Raw genomic sequence first — 13,336 nt, forward strand, 5'->3', positions numbered from 1 at the left:
CCAGTTGCCGCACGGTTAAAACTGAAAATAGATGAACTGACTGGAGTTAAATACCCCGAAAAACAGCACCGCCAGCACCAGCCCCACATACACCGACCAACGCACCGGGGCGAAACGAACCTGGAAAACTGCCGGCAGGCTTTCCTCCTGCTGGCTCAGCTCGATGATGAGCAGAGCCGCCAAGCACAGCAACGCCAGCGCGAATTGCCCGGTAGAATGCTCTAAATAAAGCCAATGCGTACGCCCATAAGCCGCGTTCGTGACTACCGCCCGAAGACTTTCCGGCCAGCCGGTGAACAAATGAGTAGCAATGTATTGGGCATCGGCCAGCGTGTTAGCCCGGAAGAAAATCCAGGCGAAACATACCAGCGCAAACGTACTGCTCAGGTTCAGGAACCGATGCAGGACTGGCAGCCGCAACAGGCCGGTAGCGTTAGCCAAGCGGTGGCGCATTTTTTCGGTGACCAGCCCGAACACCTGGTAAAAGCCGTGCAATGCCCCCCAGATAACGAACGTCCAAGCAGCTCCATGCCACAGGCCGCTTACCAGAAACACCACCAGGATATTGCGGTACCAGCGCCATTTTTCCACCCGGTTGCCCCCTAGCGGAATGTAGAGGTAGTCGCGGAACCAAGTGGAAAGCGAAATGTGCCAGCGCCCCCAAAACTCCCGAATGGAACCGGCAACGTACGGCCGGTTGAAGTTGCGCATCAGGGAAAACCCCATGACCTGCGCCGAACCCAGAGCTATGTCGGTATAGCCGGAAAAGTCGCAGTAAATCTGAAAGGCGAAAAACACAGTAGCCACCACCAGCGGCAGGCCTTGGTAATCGGTGGGGTTGTTGTAGACCTGATCCACGAACAGGGCCAGCCGATCGGCTACTACTACCTTTTTGAACAAGCCCCAGGCCATCAGCTTTAAGCCGGCCGTTACACGCTCGTACTGGAACGTGTGCCGCTGCCGAAACTGGTGCAGCATGTTTTGCGGCCGCTCAATGGGCCCGGCCACCAGCTGCGGGTAAAACATGACGTACAGCGCGTAGATGCCGAAATGCCGTTCGGCGGGCTGCCGCCCTCGGTACACCTCAAAGGTGTAGCTCATGGCCTGAAACGTGTGGAACGACAAGCCGATGGGCAACAAAATAGACAGGTACGGAACAGGATTCCGGGTGCCCAGCGTCTCGGTTAGGGCCGTGAGGCTGTCGTTCAGGAAATTGAAGTACTTAAACACCGCCAGCACCCCCACGTTGGCCACAATGCTGGCCAGCAGCAAGGCTTTGCGCCGCTGCGGGGTAGTACTGTTTTCAATCCAGATGCCGGCCGCGTAATCTATTACGATGGTACCGAACAGGATGAGAATGTAAACGGGCTTAAAGAACATGTAGAACGCGCAGCTGGCCAGCAGCAGCAGCGCCCAACGAAACCGGTGCGGCAACAGGAAATACAGCCCCGTAACCACCGGAAAGAATAGCAGAAACTCAAACGAGTTAAAGAGCACCGCAATCGAGCATTAAGTAGAGCCCATCGGCTGCACCGGACCACACCGGCGCAGCTCCGCAGCCTCCGAAAAGGGCGCAATCTACGCCTTACGCAGCAGAGACCGTTCCACGGGTGCGGGCAAGTGGCGGAAGGAAGATAAACCTTACAGTGCAGCCTGGGTTGTAAGTCCATTTCCGCTTCAACCCTCCTGCCGCATGGATTTTTCCGACAAAACCATACTTATCGTCGGCGCTTCGTCCGGCATTGGACTTGCCACGGCACAGTTGCTGGCGCAGCGTGGCGCCACGCTGGTTACCGCCTCCCGCCACCACTCAGCCGAACTGGCGGCATTGGCAACCACCCACATCGACCTGGATGTAACGCAGCCGTTCGGATCGGCTTTGGATGCCCTGCCCGAAACATTGCACGGTGTGGTGTATTGCCCGGGCTCGATTCTGTTGCGGCCCTTCGAGCGACTAGCCCCGGATCAGTTTCGCCAGGATTTCGAGCTGAACGTGCTGGGTGCCGTGCAAGTACTGCAAGCCGCAATGAAACGCCTCAAGAAGGCCAACGGCGCTTCGGTGGTGCTGTTTAGCACCGTGGCGGCTTACAACGGCATGCCCTTTCACGCCAGCATTGCCACGGCCAAAGCTGCACTCGAAGGCCTAACCCGCTCTTTGGCAGCCGAATACGCCGGCAGCAGCATTCGGGTAAACGCGCTGGCTCCCACCCTCACCGACACCCCCTTGGCCGCTGCGCTGCTCAATACGCCCGAGAAGCAGGAAGCCGGCGCCAAGCGTCACCCGTTGCAGCGCGTGGGCCAGCCCACCGACCTTGCTGAAACTGCAGCCTTCCTGCTTTCTGACGCCGCCAGCTTTATCACGGGCCAAATTATTCGTGTTGACGGTGGCTACTCCACGCTGAAGTAAGAATCGACGCTTAGCACAGAAGTCACCATCTTCTTCGCTTCTTCTGTACCAAGTAGTTAAGCACAAGTGCATTCCATGAAAATAGCCCTATTCTGGCACCGCCGCGACTTACGCCAGCACGACAACGCTGGCCTGGCAGCGGCCCTGCAAAGCGGCCTGCCTGTAGCCCCGCTGTTCATTTACGATTCGGATATCCTGGATTATGTGCCGCGTCCCCACGATGCACGCCTCACGTTCATTTACGACCACGTAGAGCAGCTGGCAGTACAAACGGAACAAACCGGTGGCGTATTTCTGGCTCATTATGGCAAGCCGGTATCCATTTTCAGGCAGTTATTGGCGAAGTATGAAATAGGAGCCGTTTTCACTAACGAAGACTACGAACCCTACGCTACCCAGCGCGACACCGAAGTAGCCCAGCTGCTGGCTGAGCACACAATACCGTTTACGGCGGTGAAAGACCAGGTCATCTTCGCCAAAAACGAGGTACTGGCAAAATCGGGTAAGCCGCACAAGAGCTTCGGGCCTTACCGCGACGCTTGGTTGGCGGCCTTGTTGCCGGACATGTTGCATCCTTTCCCTTCGTCGGAGTTGTTCACGCAAGAACATTTAGCGCAGCTGCCAGATGTACCTGCTCGGCCAACGCTGGAAGACATGGGCTTCGAGCGGTTTGAGCAGCAGGTTCCGGTAGCCGAATTGCCGCCCGAAAGTCTGGTGCGCACCTATCACGAAACGCGCAATTTCCCGGGTATGGTGAACAGCAGCACGCGCCGCTCGGTGCACCTGCGCTTTGGCACGCTTAGCGTACGGGAACTCATGCGGCAGGCCCAGAAGCTAAATCCCAAGCTGCTGGCCGAGTTGGTGTGGCGCGACTATTTCATGACGCTGCTCTGGCATTATCCCTTTACGGCGCACGAAAGCTTCGAGCCGCGCCTGCGAGAGGTTCCGTACCGCAACAACGAAGAAGAATTTCAACGTTGGTGCGACGGCCAGACCGGGTACCCGCTTGTGGATGCTGGCATGCGCGAGCTAAACGAAACGGGCTTCATACACAACCGCGCCCGCATTGCCGTGGCCGGTTTTCTGACCAAGCACCTGCTCATCGACTGGCGCCTCGGGGAACGGTATTTTGCCGATAAGCTGCTCGACTACGACCTCGCCCTGAACGTGGGTAACTGGCAATGGGTGGCCGGTACGGGCGTGGTAGCCGCCCCGTGGTTTCGGGTGTACAGCCCCGAAAACCAGCTGCAGAGCTACGACCCCAACCTGGAGTATGTGCGCCGCTGGGTGCCGGAATACGGCACAAACGCGTACGTAGCACCCGTTGTTGACCACAAATTTGCCCGCACCCGCGCCATCGACACGTTTCGGGCAGCGTACCGAGCGGCTGCCCAACCATCCTAGCCCATTACAGCACCAATACCAAAAAGGCCCGCCAGCTGGCGGGGCTTTTTTGGTGAGGAAGTCGGCTATTTGGCCAGTACTTTCACGCTCAGACGCCGGTTCATGGCGCGGCCTTCTTCGGTAACGTTCGGGGCAATGGTGTAGCGCGGGCCGTACCCGCGGGCTTCCATGCGGCTGGGACTAATGCCCATTTCCACGAGAGCCGCCCAGGCGGTTTGGGCGCGGGCCTCGCTGAGCAAGCGGTTTACCTTGGCCGTGCCGGTGCTATCGGTATAGCCGCCCAGCTTAATGCGGGTTTGGGGGTAGGCGCGCAGCAGGCTGGCAATGTTGCGCAGCTGTACCACCGACTCTTTGGTGAGCGTGGCTTTGCCGGCCTCGAAATACACGCGGTCAAAATTCATCCACCCGGCTGTTAGGTCAACGGTGTCAACTTTGAATTGCGCATCGGTGAGAAAACGGTGCAACTGGCTTTCGGTTGAATTAACCCCTACCCCCTCAATAACGCCGCCACCCGCTAGTTTCAAGGTAACCGGGGCGCCGGTGTGGTAAATGTAGTTGCCGCTTTTGGCATCGTAGTGGCCGCTCACCACCGGCATTATGCCCTTGGAAGCAGCACTGGTTTTACGAGGGGTGTATTTGGGCCGGGCTGTTTTGGCCGGTACCGGTGCTGCGGTTGCGGCTGCCGGAGTGGGCGTTACCGCAACGGGCGCCGGTGCAGGCGCAGGTGCCGGGGCGGGCTGGTAGGCCGCGTAGGCCGCCAGCCCAGACCCACTTTGGCTGGGCTTGGGCGGTGCCGCGGCGGCCGTTTTGAGCGGGCGGCTGGCGCGCTTTTTCCCAGTTGAAGCGTCGGCCTTTTCCAGGGCGAAAGTAAAAACAGCCGGCTTCTCCGACGTAAGGAATAAATCGTTTACCACCTGGGTCTGGAAACCGGGCTGAATGACCTGCACGATGTAAGGTCCGCCCACGAGCAAATTGGGCAGCACGAAGTTTCCGGCGGCGTCGGTTGAAGTAGCCCGGCGCATCCCCGAGGGTAGGTGCACAACGGTTACTGCGGCTTTAGCCACGGCTTGGTCGTTGGCCTGCACGCTCCCGCTTATGCCTACGCTGCCCGACTGGGCGTGTGTTATGAACGTCAATAACCAGAGCCACCCAAAAGCAGCAATTCGCAAAGCAAACACCGTACGCGTCATCAAGAACTTTAGTCGAACCATGAACAATCAAACATACTATAAATTATTGAATGCATACAAACCATATTGCCGAGTTTAATCTTCTTCTCGCCTAGCATTAAGCCCTTGGGAAGGCGTTATCCTAACGGCTGGGTAACCAATGCCGGCTCCTACCTGTTCTGCTAGGGCCATGGAAAAAGAACGCATCAAACAGGCCTACCTCGATTACGTGTTGCGCAAAAACCAGCCGCCGGCATCGGTTTTTAAGCTCACCCAGAAGCTGGGCATTCCCGAAGCCGAGTTCTACCAGTTTTACGCCACGTTCGAGGCCATCGACCGGGAAATTTGGGCTGACTTCGGCCGCGACGCCCGCTTGCGCGCCGCCGCCGAGCCGGTGTGGGAACAGTACAGCGCCCGCGAAAAGCTGCTGGGTTTTTATTACACGCTGCTCGAAATTCTCAAGCACAACCGCAGCTACGCGCTCATGTCGCTGCACCGGTCCATCAGCCGCATGCCCGGTCTCAGCCCGCGCGTGCTCGACGATTTTCGGCAGGATTTTGAGGTCTTCGTGGCCGACGTGCTGCGAGACGCCCGCCGCACCGAGGAGGTAGCCAGCCGCCCCCTGGTGCAAGACCAATACCCGCGCGCGTTTTGGCAGCAGGCCTTGTTTGTGCTCGGCTTCTTTGCCAAAGACGACAGCCTGAACTTCGAACGCACCGACGCGGCCGTGGAAAAAGCCGTGCGCCTAAGCTTCGATCTGGTAGGCCCGAACACCCTGGATTCGGCGTTTGACTTCGCCCGCTTCCTGTTTCACAGCCGCCGCTAATGGCCGAAAACCCGCTTACCCCCACCCCCGACGCGCCCGAGCCCCGCGTCACGCCCTTGGTATCGTTGCCCACCACCAAGGTGGCTCGAGCGGCCCGGTTCGCTAAAACCGGCCTTAAAGTGGGCGCCAATTACGTAAAGCACTATGCCCGCCGCTCGGTGGGCGCCGAAAGCGCCACCGAAGACCTGCACGCGGCCAACGCGGCGGAACTCTACGGCGCCCTCAGCGAGATGAAAGGCTCGGTGCTGAAAGTGGCCCAAATGATGGCCATGGAAAAGAACCTGCTGCCCCCGGCCTATGCCGAGCAGTTTGCCCAGGCTCAGTATCAAACGCCTCCCCTTTCGGGGCCGTTGGTTATCAAAGCATTCCGCGACGCGTTCGGCCGTTCACCCTTCGAGCTGTTCGACGACTTCGACCCCAGCGCCCGGCAGGCAGCCAGCATTGGGCAGGTACATTACGCTACCAAAAACGGCCAGCCGCTGGCCGTGAAGGTGCAGTACCCCGGCGTAGCCGACAGCATTCGGTCCGATATTCGGCTGGTGAAGCCCGTAGCCCTGCGGGTGCTCGGCCTCGACGAAAGCCAAGTGCGGCCTTACCTGGAAGAAGTGGAAACCCGCTTGCTCGAAGAAACCGACTACGCCTTAGAAATGCGCCGGGGCCAGGAAATAGCGGCCCTTTGCCAGCATTTGCCGCATCTGCAGTTTCCGCACTACTACCCGGAGCAGTCGGCGGCGCGTGTGCTTACCATGGATTGGCTGCCTGGCCAGCACCTCAAGGAGTTTCTGGCCCAGGAACCCAGCCAAGCCGTTCGCGACCAATTGGGCCAAGCCCTTTGGGATTTTTACACCTTTCAGCTGCACACCCTCCGGCAGGTTCATGCCGATCCGCACCCCGGCAACTTCCTGTTTCAGACGGCCGCTGGCGGCACCGTGGGCGTGCTGGATTTTGGCTGCGTAAAGGAAATTCCGGCCGATTTTCAGCAGCTGTTCCTGGCCCTGCTGGCGCCCGGTTTGCTCGATGATGGGGCGCGGTTTGAGCAATTGCTGACGGAGCTGGGCGTGCTCCGGCCCGCCGATGCCCCGGCGCAACGGGAATTGTACATCCGTACCATTCGTGCCTCGCTGGCCTTGGTGGGCCGCCCGTTCTGGCAGCCCACGTTCGATTTTGGCGACCCGGCCTACCTGCAGCAGCTGTATGCCCTCGGCGAAGAGCTCATGCAGGAACCGGAGCTGCGGCGGCAGCGTGAGCCTCGTGGCTCTGAGCATTTTATTTACTTAAACCGCACCTACGTAGGCCTGTACGCACTACTTACCGAACTCAAGGCCCATGTGCGTACCGGTGTGCAAGCGCCGGTGGCCGCCGCCTGAGGCAAAAGGCCTTTCAAAACATTTAAGCGGCGTTGTGGCTTCCTTGCCGTCACTCTTCATTTTTCAGTTTCATGAAACACCTGTTCCTGCTTCTGGCAGCGTTAATAACCAGCAGCGCCACCTTTGCCCAAAAAGCCAGTCTGTCGTGCTGTGCCCGGCCGGCTGCAACCGAAGCATTTGCCATGCTGGCTTCCAACGAGGAATTCTCCGGTGGCCACGATGCGCCGCTGCCCTACACCTTTCAGGGCGAAGGCAGCGCCATCGAATTCAAAACCCCTGACGGCAAAACCGGCCGCGGCTTCGAGATTAAAAGTGCTACGCCTTCTACCAAGTACTTGTTGGTTATTCACGAGTGGTGGGGCCTGAACGACTACATTAAGAAGGAAGCCGCCACGTTTGCCAGCGAATTGCCCGGCGTGAACGTTATTGCCGTGGACCTCTACGACGGCCAGGTAGCCAGCACCGCCGACGAAGCCGGCAAACTTATGCAAGGCGTAAAAACCGACCGGGCCGAGAGCATTCTGAAAGGCGTTATGAGCTACGCGGGCCCAAAAGCGCAATTTGCCTCGGTGGGCTGGTGCTTTGGCGGCGGCTGGTCGTTGCAGGCGGCGCTGCTCGGCGGCAAGCAAACGGTAGGTGCAGTTATGTATTACGGCATGCCCGAGAAAGACGTGAACAAGCTCAAAACCCTGAACTCCGACGTACTGGGCATTTTCGCCAGCCAGGAGAAGTGGATTAGCCCAGTGGTAGTTGCCCAGTTTCAGAAAGACATGGCCGCCGCCAAAAAGAACCTGACCGTGAAAAGCTACGACGCCGACCACGCGTTTGCTAACCCCTCGAACCCGAAGTACAACCAGCAGTTTGCCGCCGACGCACACGCCCTGACGCTGGCTTACCTGCGCAAAAACTTCAAATTAAAGACCAAAGCGTAACACCAACCCGGCCGGTTTTCTGGTCGTTAGTGAATGAAAGCGCCGGCAAATGCTGGCGCTTTTTTTATCCCATCTTTTGTACCTTATTTCCCGCAGTGACCCGCCAGGTCACCTATCTGCACAGACTTGCGAGCGGTACTTATCCTGCTGCGCTCCTTGCCTTACTTTCCCCTTTTGCCATGCCAACCGCTGCCTTATCGTCGCTGCTTGCTGAATACGGTGAAAGCCACCAAAACCCCACTAACAAGCTGGTGCATTGGGTGTGCGTGCCCCTTATTATGTTTTCCCTGCTGGGGTTGCTGTGGTGTATTCCAGTGCCCTACGCTATAGCGCGCCTAAGCCCATGGTTAAACTGGGCTACGCTGGTCATGCTGCTGGCGGTGGTATACTACCTTCGGCTGTCGGTCCCGCTGGCTATTGGGATGGTGCTGGTTAGCACTGGTATTGCGCTGCTGCTGCGTGGCATTGAGCAACAGAACGCATTACCGCTCTGGGCCCTTTGTCTCATTGTGTTTGTAGCCGCTTGGGCGGGGCAGTTCTGGGGCCACAAAGTGGAAGGCAAGAAGCCGTCCTTCCTTAAAGACATTCAGTTTCTGCTGATCGGGCCGCTCTGGCTCCTGCACTTCGTGTACCGTCGTTTGGGCTGGGCGTACTAAACCTTTCCTCTTATTTCCCTGACAAAAAGCCCGCTGCCAGTACTTTCTGGCAGCGGGCTTTTTGTCAGGGAAATGCACCAAGGCTACTGTGCAAGCGCCGGCCATGGCACCGTGGCCAGCCGCACGGCTAATTCAGCGGTGGCATCGGAAAGCTGTTCCCAGTTTGGCAATACAAAATATCCCTCTTGAAACCCGTCGCGGACCACGGTGGCCTCCAGCGCCTTTTCCACGTCGAATTCGTGGCGAATGGTGCCCTCGCCGAGGCAGTGGTGCAGCTCCGCAGCCGACGACAACAACCCCGCGCCGTACACGCGCAAGTCGTCGCCCTCGCGCACCAGCCCAAACTCGGCGGTGTGCCAGAACAGCCGCACCAACTGCTCTACGGCCTGGGCATCGGCGAGGTGATGGCGCGCCATGTGGCCGAAGTGCTCCATCCAAGCGGCCCAGTGCGTGTCGGTAAGCAAAGGCAGGTGGCCGAAGGCATCGTGGAAGAGGTCGGGGCCGGAAATGTAGTCGAAGTGCTGCATGGAGCGCATCCAGCGGGTTACGGGCATTTTCCGCTCGCCCAGCAAGGCCAGAAAAGTGCGGTCGTCTACGCGGCCGGGCGCGGGCACAATGTCCCAGCCGGTGAGGTTGCGCAAATGCTGACTTAGTGCCTTTAGGTCGGGAGCAGCATCGCGCGTGAGACCCAAGCGCTGCAGCCCCGTGACGAAGGGCGCGGCGGCGCGACGGTGCAACAGCGCCGTCTGTCGGTCGAACAGCACTTTCCACACGAGGTGGTCTTCGGCAGTAAGGTGGTGAGCTTCCATAAGGCAATCGGTCAAAAAAAAGCCCGGCCTCCGTTGTGCGGAGCCGGGCTGGGTTGTTTTCAGGTCAGGTAGTGTAGCTGTATCAAGCTTCAGGTTCCGACATGCAACGGCACGGCTCCAGTCCCATACATGGGGCGGACGCACAGTGTAAAGTTGCAGTTAATGGATTGGTTGAGCATGATGGGACCAAATATAAGAACGATTGGGAGCAATGCAAATCTGCACCGGCTATAAACTTCATCTTCAAGCAATAACATGCCACCGTGAAGCTGCGGGGAAAGTCCCAAGTACCTATCGAACGCTCATCAGGCTTCCTATATGATTTTGTGAGATAGAGACGCATCAACTTCGTAAAATACCTAATCTCTCCTCACCTTAGCCCGAACTTCTCACCGTAGAGCAACCCCCGCAATTATTTTCTTCGGAAAAGTTAAGCACGCTTCCTTTTTCGGTCGCGAATCACATTTCTTTAGCTACTCCTTATTATCAGCATTAAAATCTTAAATCATGAACAACAAAAACAAATTCTGGCTATTCATTGCAATAGCAGTTGCAGCGGCAAGCTCCGGTTGTGGCCTAACAGGCAGCGAGGACCTCACCCCAAAAGCGCCAACAGTTCAACAGGAAGTGAAAGGGGGAATGCGCAAGACTTATTATGTAGTAGATGAAACTGGAACCATCTTCGGTGTCCATTGCACTGCACCCGCTCGTAATTGCTTTCCCGACGTCATCATTCGTCCAATAACATGGACGCGTGCGGTAGCTGATTTAGACAATGTAATTTCCGAAGGCCCGGCTGCCGTCGGGGAGTATTTCAGAACGGATAGGTGGCATGAAACAATGCCGTACTTGCTGGACGACGTTCATGCAGAAGATCTGGCAAAGCTGCAATCCGGGGAGTATACGCTATACCGCCAAAACTCAAACAATGGAGCGGTTTATTATTTTGCCGGACGGGGGACCGTTAACTTAGAAGACCCCGAAATGGCTTTCCCCCTCTTTAAAGGCGAAGAATAGTTGAATGGCCCGCCTCCGGCCACACAAAGGCCGGAGGCGGGCCAATTATTTTAACATGAGTAAACGAGTACTCGTCTTGTTATTGCTGGCTGGGCTCAGCTGCTGCCAAAAAAAACCGGCCACGCCGGGGAAACCCCGTTTCGTCCGCACCTTTATTGTTCCGCAAACGCGGGGCGTAGGCCTATTTTCGCGCTTGCCCTTGCGGTATTTGTATGCGCGCAACCAGGGCCATTTGTATTTCTACGACGAGCACCGCCAGGAATTATTGACGCACACCCTGGGCGGCCCGGTAGCAAGCACCCGAAGGCGCAGTACCCATGGAATTTTCCCGGGCGGCTTCCCCGAGTCGTTTGTTCCAATCTCTCTCGATTCTCTTTACTTTCTTAACCGTGACGGTGACTTGTTGGTCTTATGCGATTCGGCCGGTGCCCGGCGCGGACAATGGCCGCGCTCGGCCCCGCTTGCATCCGGGGCTACCAACTATTTCTGGCACACCGGCCTGAGTGGCCTGCATGCGCAAGGGCGCTACGTATTGATGCAGCAAAGCATCAACGGAGGCGACGTATTCACCAACGAAACAGCCCGAAAAAAGTATTACGCCGCCCCTTTTGGGATACTGCTGGATACGCGTACCAACCGGGCCGTAAATAACTTAGGCCGCATTCCAGCAACCATTAATTCCGCCAACACGCAGTACACTTTCTATGGCCAAACGGCTATTTCAAGCGCCGGCCATTTCCTGTTTACTTACCCGTATAGCGAAGACGTGTGGGCCTACCGCCCGGACGGGACGTACCAAAAAAAGCAGGTATCTGCTGCCGCCTTTGTGGCTCCGCGCCCTTACCCGGCCGACAGCCTCTCCGACGACAAATATTCAATCTGGTACACGTACAATCAATTCCGCTTTGTCGATCTGATTGCCGATCCTTACCACCATGTGAACTATCGCATCCTGCAACATCCATCCCGAGTTACTTTTCAGGACGGACTCCGTGTTGTTACGCCCCCGGCGGCGTGGACGCTTGTAGTGTTCGATAACGACTTGCGTACATTGGGTGAGGTTTCGTTTCCCATTCGGCTGGACAAGAACGTAGTGCTACCTACCCCGCAAGGGCTGTTGATAAAAAAGAAGCACGATTTAAAATCAGATTGGGAATTTGAGTTATACCAATTACCGCTACCCAAACGATGATACGAGGCAGCTGGGTTTTCGCCGCAGGAGCTTGGCTGGTGGCCACGGCCTGCTCCCCCTCCCCATCTTCACCCGTAGAACAAGGTCCTGCGGCCCGCGTGGCGGCAGGAGGCCACTTCAACAGCTATTTAAAACGAAACTTCAACCAATCCATTCCCGGTGAGCCCCACACATACATTATTCTGCCCGCCAAAGGATGCGCCAGCTGTAACCGCACCCTGATTCGGGCTATTGTACAGCAACTGGTGGGGAAAAAAGTCACGCTGGTCACGTCGCAACGTGAGCTGCAACGCCTCTCCTTGTTGCCCGCTTCGGCCCAGGTGCTATACGACACAACGGCTCTTCCCGAACTGGACAGACTTGAATTGCCTTTCCCCAACTTCACGGGCCTCATCCGAACGCGCGACGGGGAGGTTACAAGCTTCAGCGCTTTCCACGAAGGCAATGCCGAGTCGGTTTTAGCTGGGGCCACGGCTACAGACCGGCCATAACTCCGGATGAGTGGATACGCTCCCAAGTGGTTTTTTACTTACTACAGGTAGCACCCGAAAGTGTCTACGCTCAAAAGCCTTGTCCCGTCCTACACCCAAGCCCTGAAGTTAGCTTTAACGCTTGCCCTCCTGCTCGTAACCCATGCTGAGTTGCGTGTCGCCGCTGACGGTAAGTAGCAGGTTGGCTCGTTCATCGGAAGGGTTCAGCAACAGCGCCGCCGAACCGGCCATAAAGCGCAGCGTTGCGCGTTGCCCGGGCGCCAGCGTGGCCTTGCCGAAGATGCCCCCGCCCCGGGGCCGCTCCTTGATTTCCACCGGCACTTTCCCAATGTTGTGCGCCGATACTTTAAACGCGCCGCGCTGCTCACCACCCAACACGAATTGCTTGCGCGGCTCGATCAGCAGGTTGGATTTTAGGTTGTCGCCGGCAAAGCAAAGCGTAGATACGAGCGTCAGAAGCCCAAGTGCCGCCGCAACAACCGCGGGCCGTTTGTCGGAGGCAATTCTCAACTCTTTGCTCGCAGTATTCGCGGCATTGACCGCCCGGCGCGTCAACCAGTAATCAAGTGAGTAGCGGCCGCCGCCTAGCACCGTTACCAGCGCGAAGCCCCAGAATAGCAACTGCTGAAAGTACATGCCCGTGATGGGCGACGGGTTTTCGTACCACAGAAAGGCCACCACGAAGAACTGGAATGCCAGCTGCAGCCCGCTCCAGCGCGTGAACAGCCCCAGCGCAATCAGCAAGCCACCCACAAACTCGCCCCACACAGCCGCACCCGCCCAGAAGTACGGCGAAGGAAACGTAAACCCGAGGCCGGCCACTTGTTGCACAAACCAGTCGGGCGGGCCGGGCACCTGGGCGTTGGCCACGGCGGCGAGGTTGGTGAGCTTGGCCCACCCGGCGCCATCGGCAATGGACAGACCGATGTGCAAACGGAACAGCAACCACACCGCATCGGCGGCGCGGTTGGTTAACGGAGTGGCGGCAAACAGGAGCTTTTTCATGACCAGACAATGATGGGTTGATTGATGGTCCAAAAGTGCCTGGGGGCTTCTTGAAAAGCGC

The 13,336-nt window shown here is 57.7% G+C and carries 13 protein-coding genes; 9 read left to right on the top strand and 4 right to left on the bottom strand.

All coding sequences use genetic code 11. The annotated features are described in order from the left end of the window. Positions 1–15: 15 nt before the first annotated feature. Positions 16–1,497, bottom strand: coding sequence for an MBOAT family O-acyltransferase (locus ABD903_RS08985; protein WP_345223419.1), 1,482 nt, complete (start codon positions 1,495–1,497; stop codon positions 16–18). A 196-nt stretch (positions 1,498–1,693) separates the two neighbouring features. Between ABD903_RS08985 and ABD903_RS08990 the strand changes: the two genes are divergently transcribed. Then, positions 1,694–2,407, top strand: a complete 714-nt coding sequence (locus ABD903_RS08990) for an SDR family NAD(P)-dependent oxidoreductase (protein ID WP_345223421.1) — start codon at positions 1,694–1,696, stop codon at positions 2,405–2,407. A gap of 75 nt (positions 2,408–2,482) precedes the next feature. Then, positions 2,483–3,811 (top strand): cryptochrome/photolyase family protein, encoded by a 1,329-nt coding sequence (locus ABD903_RS08995; protein WP_345223424.1) that lies wholly within the window; start codon positions 2,483–2,485, stop codon positions 3,809–3,811. A 65-nt stretch (positions 3,812–3,876) separates the two neighbouring features. On the opposite strand, the gene ABD903_RS09000 is transcribed toward ABD903_RS08995, so the two are convergent. Continuing rightward, positions 3,877–4,980 carry an OmpA family protein gene (locus ABD903_RS09000; RefSeq protein ID WP_345223426.1) on the bottom strand — a complete coding sequence of 368 codons (1,104 nt, stop codon included), beginning with the start codon at positions 4,978–4,980 and terminating at the stop codon, positions 3,877–3,879. A gap of 190 nt (positions 4,981–5,170) precedes the next feature. On the opposite strand from ABD903_RS09000, the gene ABD903_RS09005 reads away from it, so the two are divergent. From ABD903_RS09005 to ABD903_RS09020, 4 genes are all read left to right on the top strand, one after another. Next, entirely contained in the window at positions 5,171–5,806 is a 636-nt protein-coding gene (locus tag ABD903_RS09005) for a TetR/AcrR family transcriptional regulator (RefSeq protein ID WP_345223428.1), read from the top strand. Beyond that, positions 5,806–7,173, top strand: coding sequence for an ABC1 kinase family protein (locus ABD903_RS09010; protein WP_345223430.1), 1,368 nt, complete (start codon positions 5,806–5,808; stop codon positions 7,171–7,173). The genes ABD903_RS09005 and ABD903_RS09010 overlap by 1 nt, the downstream gene beginning before the upstream one ends. 71 nt (positions 7,174–7,244) lie before the next feature. Next, the gene (locus ABD903_RS09015; RefSeq protein WP_345223432.1) at positions 7,245–8,105 is read left to right on the top strand and encodes a dienelactone hydrolase family protein; all 861 of its coding nucleotides are present in this window, start codon (positions 7,245–7,247) and stop codon (positions 8,103–8,105) included. Positions 8,106–8,284: 179 nt separating this feature from the next. Beyond that, positions 8,285–8,761 (top strand): Mpo1 family 2-hydroxy fatty acid dioxygenase, encoded by a 477-nt coding sequence (locus tag ABD903_RS09020; RefSeq protein ID WP_345223435.1) that lies wholly within the window; start codon positions 8,285–8,287, stop codon positions 8,759–8,761. An 83-nt stretch (positions 8,762–8,844) separates the two neighbouring features. Here ABD903_RS09020 and ABD903_RS09025 read toward each other — a convergent pair whose 3' ends face one another. After that, complete coding sequence (locus ABD903_RS09025) at positions 8,845–9,570, bottom strand: phenylalanine-4-hydroxylase (RefSeq protein WP_345223436.1); 726 nt, start codon at positions 9,568–9,570, stop codon at positions 8,845–8,847. Between the two features lie 507 nt (positions 9,571–10,077). On the opposite strand from ABD903_RS09025, the gene ABD903_RS09030 reads away from it, so the two are divergent. The 3 genes from ABD903_RS09030 (at position 10,078) to ABD903_RS09040 (ending at position 12,270) form a co-directional block, all read left to right on the top strand. Further along, on the top strand, positions 10,078–10,587 hold the full coding sequence (locus tag ABD903_RS09030; protein ID WP_345223438.1) for a hypothetical protein: 510 nt from the start codon (positions 10,078–10,080) through the stop codon (positions 10,585–10,587). A 232-nt stretch (positions 10,588–10,819) separates the two neighbouring features. Beyond that, entirely contained in the window at positions 10,820–11,779 is a 960-nt protein-coding gene (locus ABD903_RS09035; protein ID WP_345223440.1) for a hypothetical protein, read from the top strand. Beyond that, the gene (locus ABD903_RS09040) at positions 11,776–12,270 is read left to right on the top strand and encodes a hypothetical protein (protein WP_345223442.1); all 495 of its coding nucleotides are present in this window, start codon (positions 11,776–11,778) and stop codon (positions 12,268–12,270) included. Before ABD903_RS09035 ends, ABD903_RS09040 begins: the two co-directional genes overlap by 4 nt. 114 nt (positions 12,271–12,384) lie before the next feature. Here ABD903_RS09040 and ABD903_RS09045 read toward each other — a convergent pair whose 3' ends face one another. After that, a complete protein-coding gene (locus tag ABD903_RS09045) occupies positions 12,385–13,275 on the bottom strand; it encodes a DoxX family protein (protein ID WP_345223445.1) in 891 nt (296 codons plus the stop codon). Positions 13,276–13,336: the final 61 nt, after the last annotated feature.

Source organism: Hymenobacter koreensis (assembly GCF_039541855.1).
Taxonomy (GTDB): domain Bacteria; phylum Bacteroidota; class Bacteroidia; order Cytophagales; family Hymenobacteraceae; genus Solirubrum; species Solirubrum koreensis.

Excerpts from the sequence above, each read along its gene's own strand:
- ABD903_RS09040 (WP_345223442.1), top strand. The coding sequence starts at position 11,776 with ATGATACGAGGCAGCTGGGTTTTCGCCGCAGGAGCTTGGCTGGTGGCC.
- ABD903_RS09030 (WP_345223438.1), top strand. The coding sequence starts at position 10,078 with ATGAACAACAAAAACAAATTCTGGCTATTCATTGCAATAGCAGTTGCA.
- ABD903_RS09010 (WP_345223430.1), top strand. The coding sequence starts at position 5,806 with ATGGCCGAAAACCCGCTTACCCCCACCCCCGACGCGCCCGAGCCCCGC.
- ABD903_RS09015 (WP_345223432.1), top strand. The coding sequence starts at position 7,245 with ATGAAACACCTGTTCCTGCTTCTGGCAGCGTTAATAACCAGCAGCGCC.
- ABD903_RS09005 (WP_345223428.1), top strand. The coding sequence starts at position 5,171 with ATGGAAAAAGAACGCATCAAACAGGCCTACCTCGATTACGTGTTGCGC.
- ABD903_RS08995 (WP_345223424.1), top strand. The coding sequence starts at position 2,483 with ATGAAAATAGCCCTATTCTGGCACCGCCGCGACTTACGCCAGCACGAC.
- ABD903_RS09025 (WP_345223436.1), bottom strand. The coding sequence starts at position 9,570 with ATGGAAGCTCACCACCTTACTGCCGAAGACCACCTCGTGTGGAAAGTG.
- ABD903_RS08990 (WP_345223421.1), top strand. The coding sequence starts at position 1,694 with ATGGATTTTTCCGACAAAACCATACTTATCGTCGGCGCTTCGTCCGGC.
- ABD903_RS09020 (WP_345223435.1), top strand. The coding sequence starts at position 8,285 with ATGCCAACCGCTGCCTTATCGTCGCTGCTTGCTGAATACGGTGAAAGC.
- ABD903_RS09045 (WP_345223445.1), bottom strand. The coding sequence starts at position 13,275 with ATGAAAAAGCTCCTGTTTGCCGCCACTCCGTTAACCAACCGCGCCGCC.